Raw genomic sequence first — 22,717 nt, 5'->3', positions numbered from 1 at the left:
CTACGGTGTCGCGACTAAACTGGGGGAATCATGCTGCCGCTTTTCCGTATCCTGTTGATTTCTGCATTCTCTTTCGGTCTGGCCAGTTGCGGCATTCCAAGGGGGGCCGGCTTCCAATCAGAGGTGCTTGCCGCATCCAGCGTACAACAGACCGAAGACGGTGCAGAGCCGGTCTATGACTTTGCGGTCTATCCCGTCACCCGCGAAAGTCTGCGGACGCTTAACGCATGGCCTGTTCAGGGTGCCACGACCGAACGCTGGTTTTCAGATCAACAGGGGGCCACCTCGCTGATCATCGGACCCGGCGACAGATTGCAGCTGACGATCTGGGACGCTGAAGAGAATTCGCTTTTGGCCGGTACCGGTCAGCGCGCGACCCCGTTGCAAGAGATCGAGGTCAGTTCCGGCGGCACGATTTTCGTGCCGTATATCGGTCGGCTGAAGGTGTCCGGCATGTCGGCCGAAACGGCGCGGGACCGGATCGAAGAACAACTGACGCTGACGATCCCGTCGGCGCAGGTGCAGTTGACCGCCACGCCGGGTCGCACCAATACCGTCAACGTGGTGACGGGTGCAGGCGCGCCGGGCATCTATCCGCTTGAGTATCGCAACACGCGCCTGCTCGATCTACTGTCGACGGCGGGCGGGGTGCCCCCAGAGATGCCGAACCCGCAGGTCAGGCTGGCGCGCGGTAACTCCGTCTATAGTATCGCCTATTCGCGCCTTCTCGAAAATCCGGCGCTTGACGTGAATGTTCGCGGGGGCGATCGCATTATCGTTGCGGCCGATGAGCGTGCATTTCTGTCGCTTGGGGCGACAAGCAGCCAGGCGATTCATCCTTTTCCGGACGATGACGTATCGGCGCTGGACGCCATGGCCATCGTCGGTGGCGTCAACTCCGGAAGCGCCAATCCGGAGGGTATTCTGATTCTGCGGGAATATCCGCCTGACCAGGTCCGCGCGGATGGCAGCGGCCCCCCGCAAGAGCGGGTCGTGTTCACGCTTGACCTGACATCTGCCGACGGCCTGTTTTCGGCAGCACAGTTCCAGATCCAGCCCAATGATCTCGTCTACGGCACAGAAAGCGTTCTTGGGCCGGCATTCACCCTTTTGAACGTCTTCAATACGGTGTCGTCGCTTAGCAATTCATAGATCAGAACAGGCTCAGGTCGTTGGCGAAAGTGCCGTAATCCTCGACGCCGATGATCGTCAGAATGTCGCCGCTGTCAAAGCTGATCGTGACGCGATCGTCCGCGTATGATCCATAGATCAAAAGGACATCGCTGGCATTGGTCAGCCCGGTCCAAAGCGCGCGATCCAGTATGACGTGATCCTCGCCTTGTACGAAGTCATGGATCACGTCATCGCCACCTTCGAAGATGAAAGTGTCGGCGCCAGCATCGCCGAACAAAATGTCATCGCCAGGACCGCCGCTGATCCAATCATCACCGTCGCCACCGCGAAGTGTATCATGCCCGGCGCCGCCGCTAAGGGTATCGGCACCGCGTCCGCCGACGATCAGATCGCCGTCGCCCTCTCCGTTCAGCGTATCCGTCCCGGCGCCGCCCAACAGGACGTCGGATCCATCGCCGCCATGAACGATATCGTCGCCATCCCGGGCAAAGACTAGATCGGTGCCAGCGCCGCCGACGATCGTATCTGCGTTGGGCGTTCCCACAATCGTATCGGGCTCCGCCGAACCGCTGGACGCTGTGCCGTCGACCCCACCGCGCAAACCGTCCAGATGAACGCCACCAAGCGCGCCGATGTTGCGGCCCATATCGATGGGGGTGCCGGGGTCGTCCGGTTCATCCGGTGGCGGGTCAAAGTCGGGGTCGGGTCGGGTGGGCCCGGGATAGCCGGGCGTGATCGTGGTCGACAGCCGGATGCCCGTGCCAAGAAGATCGGTATTGTCCCACAGCCGATAATCGATCGGAGCACCATCGACGCTTTGAATCACCAACAGTTCATTGCCATAGACGATGTCGACCCCGTCCTCCCGGATCGTCATGGTCAGCTGGCTTAAATCACGTAGCCCCTGCCATTGTGACAGGTCCAGCTTGTCCTCGCCCATGGTAAAGTCGGTGACCCGATCGGTCGTCGCATCCGCCGAGAGGATGAATAGATCAGCGCCGTCGCCACCGGATAGCGTATCGCTGCCAGCGCCGTCGCGCAGGATATCGTCGCCATCGTCGCCGGTAATCTGGTCATCGCCATTATGTCCTTGCAGAATGTCGTTGCCGGTTGTGCCGGCGAGAAGGCCACCCGACAGCACAGCGGTCGTCGTGATACCGGTACTGCCCGTGTCGTAGCGTAGTTGGGTTATCCCGGCTTCGCTGCTGCTGGAGACGAAGAGGTCGAGCCCATTGTTCCGGCCGATCGCGGCCAAGTCGCTGATGTTATCAAGACCAATCTCGGTTGTATCGGCGAAGTGGTCCTGCGCGATCAGGTAGCCCCCTTCGAGAAGTTGGAAGATGGACACCCCGTCATCCGCACCACCCGCGATGACGTAGGTCCGCCCGTCCAACTGCACGATTTCAAGCGCGGTGATCCCATCGAAACGGCTGTTGCGGTCATCCGTCAGGTGATCGCGCATGGTCAAAGCGCCATCGTGACCCACCTCTATCACGCTGATCGTGCTGCTGCCCGCCGATCCGAGGATCAGGTAGGTTATCCCGCCAATTTCGACAGCCTCCATGACCTGTGGCGCGCTGATCCAAAGCCCGCCATCGGCATCCAGTGTCGTACCGCCTATAAGCCGACCATCCGGTGCGACGGTCGAGACGCTGATCGTGCTCAACGTGGCATCGGCGGTGAAAAGGTATGTCTGGCTGCCGATCGTCACGGATGCGACGGCGGTGATGTCACCGGACGTCGCTGTCAGCAAGGCATGGTCCTGATAGGCACCGGCAGCGGAAAACTGGATCTTGGCAAGCCCGGGTTCATCGGCGATCGCGCCGTAAAGCACTTGCCGACCGTCGGGCAACGAAACTTTGGCGCCCTTTTGAAACGCCCGAAATTCCGCTGGAAGGACGCTTAGTGGTGTCGGGGTGACAAATTGCCCCAAGTCGTCGATACCAATCGTCTGCGGCGCGCCCGCGACGCCACCGCCGATCTGGATACCGGGTTGGCCGTCGATGTCGAGCATCACAACCGTCGGCGTCATACCGGCGCGGTCGCCGCCATCGAACGTCAGCGTATCCTTCAGGGTCAGTGCGGATGCACCGATGTCCCAGCTTTGAATAACCCCATCATAACGTGTGGCGCTGATCAGTTGGGGAGTGCCGTCAACATCGACGATCGTCAAATCGGTGATCCGGGATCGATTCTGATCTTCTTCGGCTACACGATACGCCACGACGGAAAATGACACTGCTGGTCCCCCAAAAGACCTGGATTTCACCCCTCGCATCATCTGATGCGAAAGGACCACGAGATCCGGTCAATGGGCTACCCATCCCGGTAACCGGCGCGCGGGATTGCAGGAAAGTGTTAAGACCAATCCGTTGACAAAGGTTGAAGCGTCGGCAGGGGCAATGCACAAAGCGCCGAGGATTTTACATAAATTACAAGGCTTTGCTATCAATTCTGGTGAATGATCCGTTGCCGCGCTGCGTGTATCAAATTATCATCAAATTCAGTAAAAGTGTTAATTTTCGGCGGAAGGCGAAGCGGCGACATGGCACCAAAATTCGGGACAAGCGGCCTGCGGGGTCTGGTGAAAGAGCTGACGGGAGATTGCGTGGGCGATCACATCCGCGCTTTCGTCGCCTCGTGCGACATCGGCTCGGGCTTGTTCGTTGGTCACGATTTGCGCGACTCTTCCCTATCGCTTGCCGAAATCGTCAAGAACGCCGCCCGCGGGCAGGGCGTCGATGTGGTGATGTGTGGCACAGTACCGACGCCGGCCCTGGCGCTTGCCGCCATGCGCGCTGGTGCGGGTGCCGTGATGATCACGGGCAGCCACATTCCGGCGGATCGCAATGGTCTGAAGTTCTACACACCCGGCGGAGAGATCACGAAAGCCGATGAAAAAGCGATCGTCGCAGCCGTGGGTGGTTCGGGGCGCTCGTCCGCACAGGGTGCCGTTTCACGGAACGACATGGTCGGCAATGCCTATGCCGATCGCTATATCTCCGCGTTCGGGCCCGCGCTGGGCGGCATGCGCATTGGGATTTATGCGCATAGTGCTGTTGGTCGTGATCTGATGTGCGACCTGCTGCGGGTTCTAGGGGCCGACGTGATCGAACTCGGACGCTCGGATCATTTCGTTCCCGTCGATACCGAGGCTGTCAGCGCGGACATCCGCACACAACTGCGGGTTTGGGCGGCGGAAAATCCCGTCGATGCCATCATATCGACCGATGCCGATGGGGATCGTCCGCTTTTGACGGATGCTGAAGGTGAAATCGTGCCGGGTGATATCCTGGGACAGATCACCGGCGAAATGATAGGGGCCAAGACCGTCATCACCCCGGTTTCATCCAATACCGGCGTCGAGGTCGGTGGCAGGTTCGCCGATGTCGCGCGGACACGAATCGGATCGCCCTATGTGATCGCCGCTATGGAAGACGCCACCGGTGCTGTGGTCGGCTATGAGGCGAATGGCGGATTTCTTTTGGGCTTTGACGCAATGGGACCGGCGGGGGCGCTGCCTGCTTTGATGACCCGCGATGCTGCGTTGCCGATCTTGGGCTGTCTCTCGGCGGCGCGGGGTGTCGGTGTCGCTAACCTCGTCGCCAGACAGCCCGCCCGCTTCACCGCCGCAGATCGTCTGCAAGGTGTGGACACCACGCGATCGCATGATTTCATCGCCGCACTTTGCAAAAGCGCCACGAAGCGGGCCGACTTTCTGATTTGTATGGACGGCGCCGAGGCGTCGCTGGACGATTTGGACGGGTTGAGGATCACTTTGGTGGATCAGCGGATCGTACATTTGCGGCCATCGGGAAACGCGCCGGAGCTACGTTTGTATGTCGAGGCCGGCAGCAAACAGGCAGCGTCAGAAACTTTGGCAAGTGGTCTGACGGCATTGCGCGAGATTTTCGGATTGGGCGGTCAGTCGTCGTAACCGTTCGGGTTCGCCGACTGCCATGCCCATGTGCTGGCCGTCATGTCGTCCAGCGTATGACTTGCGGTCCACCCCAGTTCATCCTTTGCCCGCGTCGCATCGGCGTGGATCGCCGCGATGTCGCCCGAGCGACGACCGGCGATCACCGTCGGAATGTCCTTTCCACAGGCGCGACTGAACGCGGCGACCATGTCCTTTACACTATAGCTTTGGCCGGTGCCGATGTTGAAAGGTCGTGCGCCCGCCTTGCGCGCGGCATAGTCCAGCGCCGCGACATGGGCCCGCGCAAGATCGACCACATGGATATAGTCGCGCAGGCCGGTGCCATCCGCAGTGTCGTAGTCATCGCCGAAGATGGTCAGCTTGTCTCGCTTGCCGACGGCGACCTGCGCGATGTAGGGCATGAGGTTATTGGGGATGTCCTGCGGATCCTCACCGATCCGCGTCGAAGCATGGGCGCCTACCGGATTGAAGTAACGCAGGATGACGGCGGAGGCCGCTGGATGGGCTGCAGCCCAGTCTTTCAGAATGTCCTCGACCATCAGTTTGGAGCGTCCATAGACCGACATCGGCCGTGTCGGGTGCGCTTCGTCGCATGGCAGATAGTCGGGTTCGCCATAGACCGTCGCCGACGAAGAAAAAACGATGCGCCGGCAGCCAACCCGGCCCATCGCATGCAACAGCGTCAGCGTGCCGCTGACATTGACATCATAGTAGTGCAGCGGCTTTTCCTGACTTTCGCCAACGGCCTTCAGGCCGGCGAAATGGATCACGGCTTCGGGGCGGAAAGTTGCCATGATATCGTCAAGCGTCTTGGCATCCCTGATATCCCCTTTGAAATCAGCGATGGTGCCGTTCGACAACGCCCGCACGCGAGTCAGAACCTCGGGTGAGGCATTGCTGTAGTTATCAAGCACGCAGACGTCGTGCCCCTGTGCCATCAATTCCAGAATGGTGTGGCTGCCGATATATCCGGCCCCGCCAGTTACGAGAACGCGCATGTCATGTCCTAATCACGTGCATAGACGTCTTCGTAGCGCAGGATGTCATCCTCGCCCAGATAGGCACCGGTCTGCACCTCAATCAGCACCATGGGCAATTTTCCCGGATTTTCCATCCGGTGCACTGCCCCCAGCGGAATGTAGACGGATTCGTTTTCGGTCACCAATTTGACCTCATGATCGATCGTCACGCGCGCGGTACCTTCGACGACGATCCAATGTTCGGACCGGTGGTGATGCGATTGCAGGGACAGCGCGGCACCTGGATTGACGACAATGCGTTTGACCTGAAAGCGGTTGCCGATGACCAGACTTTCGAACCAGCCCCAAGGTCGGTGATCTTTGGGAAATGCTTCGGCTTGTGGGGCCTTTTTGGTTTTCAATTCCTGAACGGCTATTTTGACGTCTTGTGCGCGGTCTTTGTGGCTGATCAGAACGGCGTCCGGCATGGCGACGGCCACGATATCCTCAAGCCCGATACCGACGATCGTCTGCTCTGGCACCTCGGAACGCAGGAGCGTATTTTGGCAATCGATGGCGGTTGCGGTGTCTGACAGGGCAAGGCCGTCCGCTTCGGTCTCGCGCCAGACGGCGGCCCAATCGCCAAGGTCGGACCAGTTGCCACGGAAGGGAACGACGCTGAGGTTATCGGCCTTTTCCATGACGGCGTAGTCGATCGAAATCGCCTTTGCCTTGTTCCAGGCGTCGGGGTCGAGCCGGAGAAATCCCAGATCGGCGTGGGCGTTTTCCACCGCACTGCGCACGGCGGCCAGGGTGTCGGTGGCCTTGTCTTCGAAGGCGGCGATGATCGTTGCTGCCTTGAACAAAAATATCCCGGCATTCCAAAGATAACGACCTTCGGTCAGCATCTGGGCGGCGCGGTCCGCCTCCGGCTTTTCGACGAACGATCGCAGCGGGGTCGGTGCGATGTCATCGCTTAGCGGTGCCTCCAGCTCCAGATAACCATAGCCGGTTTCCGGCCTGTCGGGGGCGATGCCGAATGTGACGAGCTGTCCGGCCTCCGCCGCTGGGATCGCCGCCGCGACGGCCGCATCGAACGCAACGCGATCGGGGATGACGTGATCGGACGGTGCGACGAGCATGAGCGTATCGGGCGTGGTTTTGGCGATATGCAAGGCGGCGGACAGGATCGCGGGGGCCGTGTCACGCCCCTCGGGCTCGATCAAAACGGCGTCAGGCGTGATTCCCGCAGCGGCCAGTTGCTGCACGACAATAAAGCGGAAGGGATCTGCGGTCACCACGACCGGCGCCGTGTACTGATCGCCCTGCAGCCGACGCGCGCTGGCCTGAAAAAGGCTTTCTTCTCCGACGAGCGGAGAGAATTGCTTGGGGTAGCTTTTGCGCGACAACGGCCAGAGCCGCGTGCCGGAGCCGCCGCACAACAAGACGGGCGTAATCATCACAATATGTTCCTTACCTATGCCGCAAACCCTGGCCAGAAATAAGCTGGCGTCGATACCAGTCATAGGTTGAAACGATCCCATCGCGCAATGGGATACCGGCGGACCAGCCCAAGCGGTTCAACCGGCTGGTATCGAGGACCTTGCGCGGTGTGCCGTCTGGTTTGGTCGTGTCGTAAAGGATATCGCCGGTAAATCCGGTGATATCGGCGATCATACCGGCGAGATCGGCAATGGGGATATCGTGACCGGTCCCGACATTGAGATGGCTGCGCATGGGATTGGTTTCCTTGGCGTAGATGTCCTGATCCAACGAGAGCACGAACAGGCTGGCTGCGGCCATGTCATCGACGTGCATGAATTCACGGCGGGGCGTTCCGCTGCCCCAAATGTCGATCTCCGTCGCTCCACGGTCGACAGCTTTATGGAAACGGTCGATCAAGGCAGGCAGGACATGCGCGTTTTCGGGGTGAAAGTTGTCGCCCCGTCCGTAAAGGTTCGTCGGCATGACCGACCGATAATCTACCCCGTATTGCCGGTTGTAGCTTTCACACAGTTTGATTCCCGCAATTTTCGCGATGGCGTAAGGTTCGTTCGTGGGCTCCAGCGCACCGGTCAGCAGCGCCTCTTCCCGGATCGGCTGTGCCGTGTCGCGCGGGTAGATACAGGATGAGCCAAGGAACAGCAGCTTTGCCACATCGGCCTTGAAAGCCTGATGGATCACGTTGTTCTGGATCATCAGGTTTTCGTGTAGAAAGTTGGCTGGATAGGTGTTGTTCGCCATGATGCCGCCCACACGCGCCGCGGCGAGGATCACGGCGTCGGGCCGTTCATTCCGCATGAAGGCAGCGACCGCCGCCTGATCCGTCAGGTCCAGCCAAGCCCGGTCCGCAGTGATCACATCATGCGCGCCTTCCGCTTCCAGTTGCCGCACGATCGCGCTGCCTACCATGCCACGATGGCCCGCCAGATAGATACGCAAGAATCAGGCCTCGACGGCCATGGGCCGGTCTAGCCCATGTTGTTTGAGGATCGCCTGTCGCCGGGCAGCCGTAAGGTCAGCCGCCATCATCTCGGCACACATTTCCTGCGCCGTCGTTTTCGGTTGCCAGCCAAGCACACGCCGCGCCTTGGACGGATCGCCAAGCAAGGTCTCTACCTCTGCCGGCCGGTAATAGCGCGGATCGATCCGCATGATGACATGGCCCACATTCACATGCGCCGCCATGTCGCTGGTGACCGCGGCGACGGTTGCGGTTTCATTCTCACCTTTGCCCGAAAACTCCAGTTGCAATCCAACCTCACGCGCGGCCCAGATGATGAAATCGCGCACCGAATGCTGGATGCCGGTGGCGATCACGTAATCCTCGGGCCGGTCCTGTTGCAGCATGAGCCACTGCATTTCCACGTAGTCACGCGCATGACCCCAATCGCGTTTCGCGTCGATGTTACCCATATACAGGCAATCCTGCAGCCCAAGGGCGATATTGGCGAGGCCACGGGTGATCTTGCGCGTGACAAAGGTCTCCCCCCGCCTTGGGCTTTCGTGATTAAACAGGATGCCATTGCAGGCATACATCCCGTACGCCTCTCGGTAATTCACGCAGGTCCAGAAGGCATACATCTTGGCCACGCCATAGGGCGATCGGGGGTGAAACGGCGTCGCCTCGGTCTGTGGTGTTTCACGGACCTGTCCGTAAAGTTCCGAGGTCGAGGCCTGATAGAACCGGGTCGTGTCCTCCAACCCTAGAAACCGGATCGCCTCCAGCAGGCGCAACGTACCGATCGCGTCGACGTCTGCGGTGTATTCCGGCGCTTCGAAGCTGACGGCGACATGGGATTGCGCGCCGAGATTATAGATTTCATCCGGCCGCACCTCTGCGATGATTCGCGTCAGATTCGAGCTGTCGGTCAGGTCACCGTAGTGCAGGCGGAACCTGGCATGATCGGTTTGCGGATCCTCATAGATGTGATCAACCCGGTCGGTGTTGAACAGCGAGGCGCGGCGCTTGATGCCATGCACTTCATACCCCTTGTCCAGCAGGAATTCGGCCAGATAAGACCCGTCCTGCCCTGTGATACCTGTGATCAATGCGCGTTTCGTCATGGATCGTCCCTTGTCCGCGTGCCCCGCCTTTTCGTGTCGGACAAAGGTTACGGTCCCATTAATGACAACGATTTCTTAATGGTGGCGCGGTGGAGCAATAGGCGATTCATCGACGTCTGCCGATAGTGCGGATCATTTCATTCATCACGGAAGGTGCGCGTTTCCATGTCCGAACAGACCCCCAATCTATCCCTACCCTTCATCATGCCGTCCCAGGCGCAAAAGCATGTGACACATAACGAGGCGATCGAGTTGCTGGACATGATCGTCCAACTGACGCTGGAAAGCGTTGACGAGACGACCCCACCTGGTTTGCCAGAAGAGGGGCAAGCATGGGCCATCGGTGACGGCGCGACCGCAGGTTGGGCCGGGCAGGATGGCATGATTGCCACGTGGCGCGGCGGCGGCTGGTTGTTCGTCGCGCCGCGGAATGGGTGGCAGGCGTGGGTAAGCGATGCGGAGGCGCCTTACATTTTCGTCGATGATGCCTGGACACGGCAACCCGATCTCAACAACCTGCCGGGCGTCGGTGTGAACGCCACGGCGGATACGACAAATCGTCTCAGCGTAGCGAGCGCCGCGACTTTGCTGAATCACGAAGGTAACGGCCACCAAGTCAAAATCAACAAGGCAGCGCCCCCCGATACCGGTTCGTTGCTATATCAGACCGACTTTTCCGGTCGGGCCGAGATGGGGCTGTCCGGCAGCGACGACTTCAGCATCAAAGTCAGCGCGGACGGGTCATCATGGACGACACCGATCACTGTAGCGGCGGCATCAGGCAAAGTGCGGATCGGGGATATACTGCAACTGACCCCCGGCGAAGCGCCGGCGATGGCGGTGATTGGTGACATTTACTTTGATTCGACGTCGGCCAAATTGCGCTGTTACGACGGAACGGCTTGGCAAGATCTTTTCTGAGGACTCGTTGCTAGATCGATCGCTTTGGGCGTGTGTCTTCAGTCGGACCCACGCCTTTTTTGCATGTACGGCCCTCAGTTTTTTTGACGTTTGCAACGAACAAAAACGTGCCATGTGCGACCCGTGCCCCATATGCAAAGCGACAGCGCTGATTCTTGGGTCAGGGTGCTTGCGACACCATAGGACCTCTGCTACATCGCGCAGGATTTTGCCGCTTCCGCGTAAACGGGGGCGAAATGACTTGCCCTCTTGCTGCCCGCCACTCCGGGTTCGTGAGGCCGGGCCCAAATATCGGAAGGCTGCTTGTGTCCGAAACTGCTGGTATCTCGACAGGCATTGCGCAACGCTATGCGACGGCCATGTTTGACATCGCCAAGGAAGAAAACGCTATAAAGGCAATCGAAGCCGACATTGCCGCGTTGGAAACCGCCATCAACGACAGCGACGATCTGCGTACTTTGCTGAACTCACCGCTATATAGCCGGGAACAGCAGGCCGACGCGATCGGCGCGATCGCGAAGAAAATGGAATTGTCCACGACGACTGGCAACGTACTTGGCCTTTTGGCCAGCAAACGCCGTTTGTTCGTTTTGCCCCAGCTTATGCGTGTGCTGCAGGAACGTCTGGCCGAGGAACGTGGCGAAGTGACCGCAGAGGTCACAACCGCCAAGGCCCTGACCAAGGCGCAGTCCGACAAGCTGGCGAAAACACTCAAGGCCCAAGTCGGCAAATCAGTCACCATCAAAGAAACCGTCGATGAAAGCATTATTGGCGGTCTTATTGTTAAAGTGGGCTCCAAGATGATCGACACGTCGATCGCGTCCAAGCTCAACGCACTCCAGAACACTATGAAAGAGGTCGGGTAAATGGCGATCCAAGCGTCTGAAATCTCTGCGATCCTGAAGGACCAGATCAAGAACTTCGGTCAAGAGGCCGAAGTGGCCGAAGTGGGCCGCGTGCTCAGCGTCGGCGACGGGATCGCCCGTGTTTACGGGCTGGACAACGTGCAGGCCGGTGAGATGGTCGAATTCCCCGGCGGTATCCGCGGGATGGCGCTGAACCTCGAATCCGACAACGTGGGTGTGGTTATCTTCGGTTCCGACCGGGACATCAAAGAGGGCGACACCGTCAAGCGGACCAAGTCCATCGTGGACGTCCCTGCCGGTGACGAACTGCTGGGTCGCGTCGTTGACGCGCTGGGCAATCCGCTGGACGGGAAAGGCCCGATCAACGCCTCCAAGCGTCTGGTTGCTGACGTCAAAGCCCCCGGCATCATCCCACGTAAGTCGGTTCACGAACCAATGGCGACTGGCCTGAAATCCGTTGACGCCATGATCCCGATCGGTCGTGGCCAGCGCGAACTGATCATTGGTGACCGCCAGACCGGTAAGACCGCCGTTGCGCTCGACACGATGCTGAACCAGAAGTCCTATAACGATGCGGCTGGCGACGATGAGTCGAAAAAGCTGTACTGTATCTACGTCGCCATCGGCCAAAAGCGTTCGACTGTTGCGCAGCTGGTGAAGCGCCTTGAAGAATCTGGCGCCATTGAATATTCCATCGTTGTGGCTGCGACCGCGTCCGAACCGGCACCGATGCAGTACCTCGCCCCTTACTCTGCCACCGCAATGGCCGAACATTTCCGCGACAATGGCCGCCACGCGCTGATCATCTATGATGACCTGTCCAAGCAGGCCGTGTCCTATCGCCAGATGTCGCTGTTGCTGCGCCGTCCGCCCGGGCGCGAAGCCTATCCTGGTGACGTTTTCTACCTCCACTCCCGCCTGCTGGAGCGTTCGGCGAAGTTGAACGAAGACAATGGCGCTGGGTCTTTGACCGCCCTTCCGATCATCGAAACGCAAGGCGGTGACGTGTCGGCGTTTATTCCGACCAACGTGATTTCGATCACCGACGGTCAGATATTCCTTGAAACTGAACTATTCTATCAGGGTATCCGCCCAGCTGTGAACACCGGTCTGTCGGTGTCGCGGGTTGGATCTTCGGCCCAGACCAACGCGATGAAATCGGTGGCTGGCCCGGTGAAGCTGGAACTGGCGCAGTACCGCGAAATGGCGGCTTTTGCGCAGTTTGGTTCCGACCTTGATGCGTCCACACAGCAGCTTTTGAACCGCGGTGCGCGTCTGACCGAATTGATGAAGCAGCCACAATATTCGCCACTGACCAACGCGGAAATCGTCTGCGTGATCTACGCGGGCACGAACGGCTATCTCGACAAGATTGACGTGAAAGATGTCGGTCGGTTCGAGGCCGGTCTGCTCAAGCATATGCGCACAAACGCCTCTGACGTGCTCGACTATATCACGAAGGAAGATCCCAAGGTCAAAGGCGAAGCCGAGGAAAAGATCAAGGCAGCCATCGACGCTTTTGCCAAAGACTTCGCCTGATATTTGGACATAGGAGACCCTTATGCCCAGTCTTAAGGACCTGAAAAACAGGATCGAAACGGTCAAATCGACCCGGAAGATTACCAAGGCCATGCAGATGGTCGCCGCCGCAAAACTGCGGCGCGCCCAGGATGCGGCAGAGGCCTCGCGCCCTTATACGGAACGGTTCAATGCCGTGATGGCAGGGCTGGCGGCGTCGGTTGGCGGTTCCGACAGCGCGCCGAAGCTGCTGTCGGGCACTGGCAGCGATCAGGTGCAGTTGTTGATCGTGATGACCGCCGAACGTGGCCTTTGCGGTGGCTTTAACGGCAACATCGCCAAGCTGGCGCGCACCCATGCGCAAAAGCTGATTGCCGAAGGTAAGACGGTGAAAATCATCACGGTCGGCAAAAAAGGCCGCGACGTGATCAAACGTGACCTGTCAGACCACTTCATCCACCATGTCGACCTGACCGAGGTCAAGCGGGTCAGCTATGCCGATGCACAGGGCATCGCGCAGGATGTACTGGATCGCTTTGATGCAGGTGAGTTCGACGTCGCGACGATCTTTTTCTCGCGCTTCGAAAACGTGGTCAGCCAGATCCCGACGGCGCAGCGGATCATCCCGGCTCAGTTCGAGCAGGAAGACGATGCCGCGACCACGCTATATGATTACGAGCCCGGCGAAGAGGAAATCCTTGCCGATCTGTTGCCACGTGGTGTCGCGACCCAAATTTTCGCAGCCCTGCTTGAAAATGGCGCTTCAGAACAAGGTGCTCGGATGTCGGCGATGGATAACGCCACCCGCAACGCTGGCGAAATGATCGACAAACTGACGATCGAGTACAACCGTTCGCGTCAGGCCGTGATCACCAACGAGCTGATTGAAATTATTTCGGGCGCGGAAGCGCTCTAGACCCCCGGAGAGACACAAATGGCAAACGCAAAAGGCAAGGTCACGCAGATCATCGGCGCCGTCGTCGACGTGCAGTTCGATGACCATCTGCCCGAGATTTTGAACGCTCTGACAACCGACAACAACGGCAAGCTGCTGACGCTGGAAGTGGCGCAGCACCTGGGTGAAAACACCGTCCGCGCCATCGCCATGGACGCCACCGAAGGTTTGGTGCGGGGTCAGGAAGTGACCGACACCGACGGCCCGATCAGCGTGCCGGTCGGTGATGCGACGCTTGGCCGGATCATGAACGTCGTGGGTGAGCCTATCGACGAAAAAGGTGCGATCGAAACCAAAGAGACCCGCACGATCCACGGCGAGGCCCCAACATTCGAGGCGCAGTCGACATCTTCGGAAATTCTCGTCACCGGTATCAAGGTGATCGACCTGTTGGCCCCTTACGCGAAGGGCGGTAAAATCGGCCTCTTCGGGGGTGCCGGCGTGGGCAAGACGGTTCTGATCCAGGAGCTGATCAACAACATCGCCAAGGTTCACTCTGGCTACTCGGTCTTCGCCGGTGTGGGTGAGCGGACCCGTGAAGGCAACGACCTTTACTACGAATTCATCGAATCCGGGGTTATCAACGCCGATGACCTGACCAAATCCAAAGTTGCGCTGGTCTATGGCCAGATGAACGAACCTCCGGGTGCCCGTATGCGTGTGGCCCTGTCCGGTCTGACGATGGCAGAACAGTTCCGTGACCAATCCGGGACAGACGTTCTGTTCTTCGTCGACAATATCTTCCGCTTTACCCAAGCGGGCTCTGAGGTGTCGGCGCTGCTTGGCCGTATCCCATCCGCTGTGGGCTACCAGCCGACGCTGGCGACCGACATGGGCCAGATGCAGGAACGGATTACATCGACCAAAAATGGCTCGATCACCTCCGTACAGGCGATCTACGTACCTGCGGACGACCTGACCGACCCCGCGCCAGCGACATCGTTTGCACACTTGGATGCGACGACCGTTCTGAACCGCGCGATTTCCGAGCTGGGGATTTACCCCGCTGTTGACCCGCTCGATTCCACATCGCGTTTGATGGACCCGGCAGTTCTGGGTGAAGAACATTATCGCGTTGCGATGGATGTGCAGAACACGCTGCAGCGTTACAAGTCCCTGCAGGATATCATCGCCATCCTCGGCATGGACGAATTGTCGGAGGAAGACAAACTGACCGTGGCCCGCGCCCGGAAAATCCAGCGCTTCCTGTCGCAACCGTTCGACGTGGCCGAAGTCTTCACCGGGTCGCCCGGCGTGCAGGTGCCGCTCGAGGATACGATCGCGTCGTTCAAGGCCGTCGTGGCCGGTGAATACGACCACCTGCCCGAAGGTGCGTTCTACATGGTCGGCGGCATCGAAGAAGTGAAAGCCAAAGCCGAAAAAATGGCTGCAGCCGCAGCGTAAGGAGCCGATATGGCAAACCTACAATTCGATCTGGTCTCGCCCGAGCGCCGTTTGGCATCGGTCGAGGCGTCCGAGGTGCAGATCCCCGGTGCCGACGGCGATATGACGGCCATGGCCGATCATGCGCCGACGATCACCACATTGCGCCCCGGCGTTCTGACCGTGGTTCATAAAGGCGGTAGCGACGAATATGTCGTGTCCGGCGGCTTTGCCGAGATTACGGCGGAAAGCGTATCGGTGTTGGCCGAGCAGGCTCTGCCGCGGGGTGAGATGACGCAGGACGTCTTTGACAAAATGCTGGAAGATGCCAAATCGGTTCACAACAAGGCAAAAGAGACGTTCAAGAACGAACCCGGACCGGTGGATGATGCGGCCAAGCTGATTGCGGATATGGTTGCGATGGGTACGCATATCGGTCTGGATCCGAAACAATCCAATTTTGGCTGAACGCCAAAAAATCCGATAGAGGCCTCGCAATGCGGGGCCTTTTTCTTTTGCGGCTTCTTTTGACGCATCAGCTGCGATACACCCGATGCATGAATTGCCAAGGCGACATTTAGGCATATGCGCAGGTTACAGAGTGGGATGGTTGGGGTCGATCACGGCGACGTGGTCATGTTTTCCGACTTCGAGCATGATGGTGCGATGTGGCGCGGTGAAGGGCCGCGGCAAAGTCGTGCGGCTGTGACATTCAGCCAGCCATACCTGTCGCCTCCGCATGTGCAGGTGTCCATTTCGATGTGGGATATCTCGAACAACAGCAATATCCGCGCGGATGTGCAGGCGGAAAACATCACCAATGCCGGTTTCGACATCGTCTTTCGGACTTGGGCCGATACGCAAGTCGCGCGCGTGCGGGTGGCTTGGACGTCGATTGGGGAATTGGCGAATGATGAAGGGTGGGAGCTTTATTAGGCCGCCGCAGTCCCGGACTTGATCCGGGACCCCTTTGCCAACGCAGCTTAAGGTCCCGGACCAAGTTCGGGACTGCGTCACGCTATTCGGCTGCGTAAAGCCCCTCATAAATCGGCCCCAGCGTTTTGTGATCAAACAGCGACGACACCGACGTCCCGTTCCACGTATTCAGGATTGCCTGCGCAAACATCGGGGCGGTTGGGACGATGCGAATATTTTTGCAACCCTTGACGGCCTCGGTCGGTGCGATGGTGTCGGTGATCACGAGGCTTTTCATCACCGATTTCGATACTCGATCCACTGCCGGACCGGATAGGACACCGTGTGTGATGTAGGAATGCACTTCCTTCGCGCCGTTCTCCATCAGTACCTCTGCCGCCTTGCAAAGCGTCCCGGCGGTATCCACGATGTCATCCACGATTACACAGACCTTGTCCTTGACCTCGCCGATCACGGTCATCTCGGCCACTTCGCCGGGTTTCCCGCGTCGCTTGTCGACGATCGACAAAGGTGCCCCGATCCGCTGGGCCAGATCGCGGGCGCGGGCCACGCCGCCGACATCCGGTGATACGATCATCACCTCATCCATCTTGCCGCGGAAATTGTGCATCGCATCAAGGGCATAGATCGGCGACGCATATAGGTTATCGACCGGGATATCGAAAAAACCCTGGATCTGCGTGGCGTGCAAATCCAGGGTCAAAACGCGCTCGATGCCGGACTCGACCAGCATATTGGCCACGAGTTTCGCCGTAATCGGCGTGCGCGCCTTGGACCTGCGATCCTGCCGGGCATAGCCAAAGTACGGGATCACCGCGGTGATGCGTGCAGCCGAGGACCGGCGCAATGCATCGGCGATGATCAAGAGTTCCATCAGGTTGTCATTGGCAGGGTTTGAGGTCGGCTGGACGATGAACATGTCCTCGCCCCGCACGTTCTCGAACACTTCGACGAAAATCTCACCGTCATTGAACCGCTCCACCCGTGCATCGCACAGCCCGACCTCCATCCCCCGGTGCATCGACATGCGGCGGGCAATCCCGTTCGCCAGAGGTTGGTTCGCGTTGCCGGAAATCAGCTTGGGTTCGATGATTGTGGGCATGGGGTCGTCCTTTGGCAGCCGGGCGGGCACATGTAACAGATTCGTGGCGTTGACACCTGCTAGCACAGGGTTACCGTCCCGCAAAGAATGCACACAGCCCCGAGGTGACAAATGGCCCATATTGATTACTACTTCGCGACCCTTTCGCCCTTTACCTACCTGTCGGGGACCCGCCCGGCTGAGATCGCGGCGAAGCACGGGGCAACCATTACGTATAAACCCCTTGATATCATGGCACTTTTTGCACGTACCGGTGGTGTTCCGCCCAAGGATCGTCACCCGAACAGGCAGGAATATCGCCTGCAGGAATTGCGGCGTCGGTCGCAGCTGGCTGGGCTGAAACTCAATCCAAAGCCGGCGCATTGGCCGACTAACGGGGCGCCGTCGGCCTATGCGATCATTGCTGCGCAGAACGAAGGTGGCGATGTCGGCCAACTGGTTCATAATTTCGGTGCCGCCTGCTGGGCCGAGGATCGCGATATCGCTGAAGATACCGTCGTTCGCGACGTGCTCGAAAAATCCGGGTTCTCACCTGATCTGGCCGACAAAGGGCTGATGAGCAGCGCGGATACCTTTGCCAAGAACCTCGAAGATGCGGTCTCTGCCGGGGCATTCGGCGCACCGTTCTTCATCACCGACGGGGATCAACGGTTCTGGGGGCAGGACCGGCTCGACGATCTGGATGCGCATCTAGCGGGCAACATCTAATGTCCGCCAATCCCGTGCATGTGGCGCGCGTTGGGAATGCTGATCAGGCACTGATGATCCATTGCGCATTGGCCCGGCACGAAGCGCTGTTGCCTTTGGCCAACGCGCTGGGCGGTGCTACGCTGTTCGATATGCCGGGACACGGGCTTAGCGTTGATTGGGATGGAAAGACTGAATATCAAGGCTTGGTTGCCGATATCGCGATCTCACTATGTGATGGCCCTACCCACCTGATCGGCCACTCTTTCGGCGCGACAGCCGCACTGCGACTGGCCGTGATACGTCCCGACCTTGTCAGCCGCCTGACTTTGATCGAGCCGGTCTATTTCGCCGCCGCGAAGGGAACAGAGGCGCATAGGGCCCACGCACGGGTCTTCCGCCCTTTCGTGATGGCGATGCTGGCAGGGGATGAAGAGAAAGCCGCGCAGGTGTTCAACGACCTTTGGGGAGAGACGGCGTGGGCTGATCTGTCAGAAAGACGGCGCGCTGACCTGACCAACCGCATCCATCTTATTGTCGCGGGGGCCGCCGCGATCGAAGAAGATGCGGACGGGATTACGTCGGCTGAACGGCTGGCGGAATTGCGGATGCCGGTGACGATGGTCCGCGGCAGTGAGACCCAAGATGTGATTGTGGCCATTCATGAAGTGCTGGCGTCACGTTTGCCGGATGTGACCGATCGTGTTGTGCCCGGGGCGGGGCACATGTTGCCGCTCACTCATACCGAACAGGTCGCCGACATCATCCGCGCAGCAGGTTCAGAAAACCGCCAACCCTATCCTTTGTCACCGACCAATCCGTGACCAACCGACCGGTCAGCATTTCGTCTGGGTCGCCTTCTGACGCATCGCCATCCATCACATAATAGACAGCTCCGCCGCTCAGCATTCGCTGATGCTCGGCTCTTGGCATCTGGAAAAAGATAATGTTGGCCTGTGGGTCGAACAGCACATGCACTGCATTATGGCCGCTCAGACCATCGGCGAGTTGTGCGCATCGCGCGTTCGCCGCGCGCGCCATGTCAAGCCATAGACCATCGGCAAGATAGGCCTGCATCTGCGCTGACAAATAACGGTGTTTCGATAACAGATGCCCGCCACGCTTGCGCCGTAGCTCAAACTCCCACGCGAGGTCCGGGTCAAAGATGACACACGCCTCGACCCCCATGGCGCCGTTTTTCGTCGCGCCAAAGCTAAGCGTGTCGATGCCAGCCTGCCATGTCATCTCGGCCGGTGCGCAATCGAGTGCCACAAGGGCATTGGCAAACCGCGCACCGTCCATATGGGTTTTAAGGCCAAATCCACGGGCAACCGCGGTCAGTGCATTTATCTCATCAACGTCATAAAGTGTCCCCTTTTCCGTGGCTTGGGTCAGCGACAACGGGCCGCGCTGTGGGCCATGCACGCCACGGTTTTCTTCGGCGGTAATTTTGGCATGTAGGGCGTCTGCACTCATCTTGCCGTTTTCTGTCTGTACCAAAGTTAGCTTGGCCTGCGTGTAAAACTCTGGCGCGTTGCATTCGTCTTCGTGGATATGGGCGCAATCGGAACAAAAGATCGTTTGCCATGGCTGCGCCATCGTGGCGAGCAGGACGGAATTTGCAGCCGTTCCGTTAATAATCAGATAAACCGCCGCGGCGGGGGCCTCGAAAATGCGGCGAATGTCGTCGCGCACCTGCTCCATGATTGGGTCCGCACCGTAGGCCATGGCGTACCCTTCGTTGGCGACGCGCAAGGCCTCCATGACATTTGGGTGTGTCGGTCCGCCATTGTCTGAGGCAAAGAACATCTAGGTCGGCTCCTCTATGACGTAATCGTCCCAATCGTCTTCATCGATATCGATCTCGGACACGGTGCGGTTCTGGATCGACACGCCTGCCCGATGGACCGATTGTGGATCGCCAGAGATCAGCGGGTGCCAGTCGTAAAGCTGGCGGCCTTCGTAGATCAGCCGATAGCCGCAGGTTTGCGGCAGCCAATACATATGTTTTTCAAGGTTCTTTGGCGTCAGCGCGATGCATTCCGACACGAATTCATGTCGCATGGTGTAGTTGCTACAGAGGCAAGTTGAGTCGTCCAAAAGGCGGCAGGCAACGCGGGTCAGGGCGACGTCGCCACTGTCGTCATCCTCCAGCTTGTTCAGGCAGCATTTGCCGCAACCGTCGCAAAGGGCTTCCCATTCCCGCTGGTTCATTTGGTCGAGTCGCTTGGTTTCCCAGTAGCGTTCGCCAAGGCCCGTGCGATCGATCTCAGACATCTGCCAGAATCTTTCGTGCCTTGTCGCAATCTGCGTCCATCTGGGTGATCAGGGCGTCCAGACCGTCGAACTTCAGCTCGGGCCGCAGGAAATCGACCAATGCGACCGAAAGCGTCGCGCCGTAAAGATCACCTTTGAAATCAAGGATGTAGGTTTCGCAATTTGGCAGGTTTTCCCCGAACATGGGCCGGACGCCGATGGAGGCTGCCCCGTCATAGCTGCCCTGATGCGGCCCGTCGAGAACGTCGACTTTCACCGCATAGACACCATATTTCGGCGGATGCAGTTCGGTAATGGACATGTTGGCGGTCGGGTAACCAAGGTCTCGGCCGCGTTGGTGGCCACGGATGACCTCACCTTCGATCCGGTGCCAATGGTCCAGCATTGCGGCGGCATCGCGCGGGCGGCCTTCGGTCAGCGCTTGCCTTATCGCGGTTGAGGAAACGGCACCGGTGCCGTTTGTGATAATGTCGGCGATGGTGACGCCGAACCCCATCTGTGCGCCGTAATCCTGCAGATGCTGAGTGGTCCCGGCACGGCCTTTGCCAAAGCAGAAATCAGCGCCGACGACGACATGGGCAAGGCCCAACTGATCATGGATCACTTGCCGCGCGAACTCTTCGGGTGAAAGGCTCGCGAGCGCTTCGTTGAAGGGCACTTCGTAGAGCTTTTCGACGCCGAGCTTTTCCAAACGGTGCGCTTTGGCATCAGCGTTCATCAAGCGGAACGGATTGGAATCTTTCGAGAAATAAGTGCGCGGATGGGGTTCGAACGTCATGATGCCAAGTGGTGCGCCAGAGCTTTCTGCGATCTCGCGCGTCAGGTCGATGACGGCCTGATGACCGATATGCACCCCGTCGAAATTCCCGATCGCCGCCGCTGCGCCGCGGTCGTTCGGGTCCATGAACATGGTGTCTCGGATGATGCGCATGGACCACTGCGTAGCGTGGCCCTTGCGGTGGTGCAAGATCAGTCGAACTTGCGCGACGGGGCGAGGACTGTGGCCTCACCCGCCAGGACCTTTTTGTCATTCACGATGCAGCGCGTGTCCATCTTGACCCGCCGTTTGGCGTGGTCGATTTCCGTCACCTCGACCTCTGCCAGGACCATGTCGCCAGGGCGGACGGGGGCGAGGAATTTGAGGCTTTGCCCAAGATAAACGGTGCCGTGACCGGGAAGTTGTTCACCGATGACCGCGCTGACCAAACCGGCGGTCAGCATGCCATGGGCAATGCGCCCGCCGAATATAGTGTCGTGCGCGTATTCGTCATCAAGATGTACGGGGTTTCGGTCGGTCGAGACCTCGGCGAACATTTCGATATCCCGATCGGTCACGACCTTTCGCAGCGATCGGACCATGCCGATTTCGATATCTTCGATACAGATCGTTCCGCGAGGGGCATTGTCCAACATCTTGTGCTCCGTCAGGTAACAAAAATCCAAAGTCAATCATAAGTTTGAAATTTAATTACTTTGCAAACGCAGAAAGATCAAGTGATTCCGTTAGCGGAGATGTCCGATGGTGTATTGCGGGCTCATCTGCGCGAAATCGAGGTATTTGGTTAATGCATCGGGCTGCGGTTGCCCGTTGGTCTGTGTTTCCTTTGCCGCCAACCCGCCCGAGATGAAAAGCGCGTCGATATCTTCCTGTATGGCGCCAAGGATATCGGTGCCGATCCCGTCGCCGATGGCCACGATACGCGGATCGGATGGGGCATTGGTTAATGCGGCGAGCCTGCGTCGCGCGAGGTCGTAGATGGGCGGGTGCGGTTTGCCGAAATAGAGGCTTTCACCGCCCATTTCGGTATAGAGCGCCGCCAGCGCCCCGGCGCACCATTCCCGCACCTCACCACGGTCCACGACGATGTCGGGATTGGCGCAGAGCAGCTTGAGCCCTTTCTGTTTGGCGTAGAGGAATTCGGGTCGGTTCACGTCCACATCGGCAAGCGGATCGAAGGGGCCACAGCAGACGATGCCTTCGGCGTCTTCCAGCGACACCTTTTGGATATCCACCGGGTCTTCGATGATTTTCAAAGGCTTGAAGAAGTCATCGTCGCGGGGGCTTTCGCCCATGAACCAGATTTTCTCACCCACGATCCCGCGATACATCGCCGCGCGTGCGCTGTCGCCCGACGTCGCGATCGCGTCCCAGGCATCCTCTGGCACGCCGAAACCGTCGATCTGACGGGCCACGGAATCCCAGGGGCGGGGGGAGTTCGTGACCAGCACGACAAGCCCACCATCCTGCCGGTATTTCTGCATCGCCGCGACGGCATCGGGCAAGGCTTGAATGCCGTTATGCATGCAACCCCAGAGGTCCACGAAAGCGGCGTCGTATTGGCCGGAAATCTCGGCGAAATGGGCGATGATCTGGGTCATGCGTTAACCTTCCTTGAGCGCTACACACGGTGTGCAGATGGCGTACACACAGCGTGCACACGCTGTACACACACTTTGCGTGCGGTCCGGTAA

General features: G+C 59.0%; 22 protein-coding genes. 11 read left to right on the top strand and 11 right to left on the bottom strand.

The annotated features are described in order from the left end of the window. Positions 1–30: 30 nt before the first annotated feature. Positions 31–1,152 carry a polysaccharide biosynthesis/export family protein gene (locus V8J85_RS17890; protein WP_339955140.1) on the top strand — a complete coding sequence of 374 codons (1,122 nt, stop codon included), beginning with the start codon at positions 31–33 and terminating at the stop codon, positions 1,150–1,152. Between the two features lies 1 nt (position 1,153). On the opposite strand, the gene V8J85_RS17885 is transcribed toward V8J85_RS17890, so the two are convergent. After that, positions 1,154–3,358, bottom strand: coding sequence for a calcium-binding protein (locus tag V8J85_RS17885; protein WP_339955139.1), 2,205 nt, complete (start codon positions 3,356–3,358; stop codon positions 1,154–1,156). 321 nt (positions 3,359–3,679) lie between these two features. Here V8J85_RS17885 and V8J85_RS17880 point away from each other — a divergent pair, with 321 nt between their 5' ends. Then, entirely contained in the window at positions 3,680–5,071 is a 1,392-nt protein-coding gene (locus V8J85_RS17880) for a phosphomannomutase (RefSeq protein ID WP_339955138.1), read from the top strand. Here V8J85_RS17880 and galE read toward each other — a convergent pair. Genes galE through gmd form a run of 4 tightly spaced genes read right to left on the bottom strand, consistent with a single transcriptional unit; the run spans position 5,059 to position 9,600 of the window. After that, the gene (gene galE / locus V8J85_RS17875; protein WP_339955137.1) at positions 5,059–6,072 is read right to left on the bottom strand and encodes a UDP-glucose 4-epimerase GalE; all 1,014 of its coding nucleotides are present in this window, start codon (positions 6,070–6,072) and stop codon (positions 5,059–5,061) included. The genes V8J85_RS17880 and galE overlap by 13 nt on opposite strands. Positions 6,073–6,080: 8 nt before the next feature. Then, positions 6,081–7,493: a mannose-1-phosphate guanylyltransferase/mannose-6-phosphate isomerase gene (locus V8J85_RS17870; protein WP_339955216.1), complete on the bottom strand. Its 1,413-nt coding sequence runs from the start codon at positions 7,491–7,493 to the stop codon at positions 6,081–6,083. Between the two features lie 13 nt (positions 7,494–7,506). Beyond that, complete coding sequence (locus tag V8J85_RS17865) at positions 7,507–8,475, bottom strand: GDP-L-fucose synthase family protein (protein WP_339955136.1); 969 nt, start codon at positions 8,473–8,475, stop codon at positions 7,507–7,509. 3 nt (positions 8,476–8,478) lie between these two features. Next, a complete protein-coding gene (gmd, locus tag V8J85_RS17860) occupies positions 8,479–9,600 on the bottom strand; it encodes a GDP-mannose 4,6-dehydratase (RefSeq protein ID WP_339955135.1) in 1,122 nt (373 codons plus the stop codon). 165 nt (positions 9,601–9,765) lie between these two features. On the opposite strand from gmd, the gene V8J85_RS17855 reads away from it, so the two are divergent. The 7 genes from V8J85_RS17855 (at position 9,766) to V8J85_RS17825 (ending at position 16,179) form a co-directional block, all read left to right on the top strand. After that, the gene (locus V8J85_RS17855) at positions 9,766–10,521 is read left to right on the top strand and encodes a DUF2793 domain-containing protein (protein WP_339955134.1); all 756 of its coding nucleotides are present in this window, start codon (positions 9,766–9,768) and stop codon (positions 10,519–10,521) included. A gap of 299 nt (positions 10,522–10,820) precedes the next feature. After that, entirely contained in the window at positions 10,821–11,387 is a 567-nt protein-coding gene (locus V8J85_RS17850) for a F0F1 ATP synthase subunit delta (protein WP_339955215.1), read from the top strand. Next, positions 11,388–12,926, top strand: a complete 1,539-nt coding sequence (gene atpA / locus V8J85_RS17845) for a F0F1 ATP synthase subunit alpha (RefSeq protein WP_339955133.1) — start codon at positions 11,388–11,390, stop codon at positions 12,924–12,926. 22 nt (positions 12,927–12,948) lie between these two features. Further along, a complete protein-coding gene (locus tag V8J85_RS17840) occupies positions 12,949–13,821 on the top strand; it encodes a F0F1 ATP synthase subunit gamma (protein ID WP_339955132.1) in 873 nt (290 codons plus the stop codon). An 18-nt stretch (positions 13,822–13,839) separates the two neighbouring features. After that, complete coding sequence (gene atpD / locus V8J85_RS17835; protein WP_339955131.1) at positions 13,840–15,264, top strand: F0F1 ATP synthase subunit beta; 1,425 nt, start codon at positions 13,840–13,842, stop codon at positions 15,262–15,264. Between the two features lie 9 nt (positions 15,265–15,273). Further along, positions 15,274–15,711, top strand: coding sequence for a F0F1 ATP synthase subunit epsilon (locus V8J85_RS17830; RefSeq protein ID WP_339955130.1), 438 nt, complete (start codon positions 15,274–15,276; stop codon positions 15,709–15,711). 117 nt (positions 15,712–15,828) lie between these two features. After that, on the top strand, positions 15,829–16,179 hold the full coding sequence (locus V8J85_RS17825) for an H-type lectin domain-containing protein (protein ID WP_339955129.1): 351 nt from the start codon (positions 15,829–15,831) through the stop codon (positions 16,177–16,179). 82 nt (positions 16,180–16,261) lie between these two features. Here V8J85_RS17825 and V8J85_RS17820 read toward each other — a convergent pair whose 3' ends face one another. Further along, positions 16,262–17,281, bottom strand: coding sequence for a ribose-phosphate pyrophosphokinase (locus tag V8J85_RS17820; RefSeq protein ID WP_339955128.1), 1,020 nt, complete (start codon positions 17,279–17,281; stop codon positions 16,262–16,264). A 111-nt stretch (positions 17,282–17,392) separates the two neighbouring features. On the opposite strand from V8J85_RS17820, the gene V8J85_RS17815 reads away from it, so the two are divergent. Together V8J85_RS17815 and V8J85_RS17810 are read left to right on the top strand one after the other, a co-directional pair. Continuing rightward, the gene (locus V8J85_RS17815) at positions 17,393–17,989 is read left to right on the top strand and encodes a 2-hydroxychromene-2-carboxylate isomerase (RefSeq protein ID WP_339955127.1); all 597 of its coding nucleotides are present in this window, start codon (positions 17,393–17,395) and stop codon (positions 17,987–17,989) included. Next, positions 17,989–18,792 carry an alpha/beta fold hydrolase gene (locus V8J85_RS17810; protein WP_339955126.1) on the top strand — a complete coding sequence of 268 codons (804 nt, stop codon included), beginning with the start codon at positions 17,989–17,991 and terminating at the stop codon, positions 18,790–18,792. Before V8J85_RS17815 ends, V8J85_RS17810 begins: the two co-directional genes overlap by 1 nt. On the opposite strand, the gene V8J85_RS17805 is transcribed toward V8J85_RS17810, so the two are convergent. The 5 genes from V8J85_RS17805 to V8J85_RS17785 all read right to left on the bottom strand — a co-directional run bounded on the left by V8J85_RS17805 (position 18,731) and on the right by V8J85_RS17785 (position 22,624). Continuing rightward, on the bottom strand, positions 18,731–19,777 hold the full coding sequence (locus tag V8J85_RS17805; protein WP_339955125.1) for a threonine aldolase family protein: 1,047 nt from the start codon (positions 19,775–19,777) through the stop codon (positions 18,731–18,733). The genes V8J85_RS17810 and V8J85_RS17805 overlap by 62 nt on opposite strands. After that, positions 19,778–20,245 carry a YcgN family cysteine cluster protein gene (locus V8J85_RS17800; protein WP_339955124.1) on the bottom strand — a complete coding sequence of 156 codons (468 nt, stop codon included), beginning with the start codon at positions 20,243–20,245 and terminating at the stop codon, positions 19,778–19,780. Next, complete coding sequence (locus V8J85_RS17795) at positions 20,238–21,176, bottom strand: bifunctional riboflavin kinase/FAD synthetase (RefSeq protein ID WP_339955123.1); 939 nt, start codon at positions 21,174–21,176, stop codon at positions 20,238–20,240. Before V8J85_RS17795 ends, V8J85_RS17800 begins: the two co-directional genes overlap by 8 nt. 38 nt (positions 21,177–21,214) lie before the next feature. Continuing rightward, entirely contained in the window at positions 21,215–21,658 is a 444-nt protein-coding gene (locus V8J85_RS17790) for a MaoC family dehydratase (protein ID WP_339955122.1), read from the bottom strand. A 90-nt stretch (positions 21,659–21,748) separates the two neighbouring features. Beyond that, entirely contained in the window at positions 21,749–22,624 is an 876-nt protein-coding gene (locus V8J85_RS17785) for a TIGR01459 family HAD-type hydrolase (RefSeq protein ID WP_339955121.1), read from the bottom strand. Positions 22,625–22,717 lie beyond the last annotated feature (93 nt).

The sequence above is a fragment of the Yoonia sp. 2307UL14-13 genome, from assembly GCF_037572755.1.
Lineage (GTDB): Bacteria > Pseudomonadota > Alphaproteobacteria > Rhodobacterales > Rhodobacteraceae > Yoonia.
Note: the sequence above shows the minus strand (reverse complement) of the source record. Positions and strands in the feature narration are given on the sequence as shown.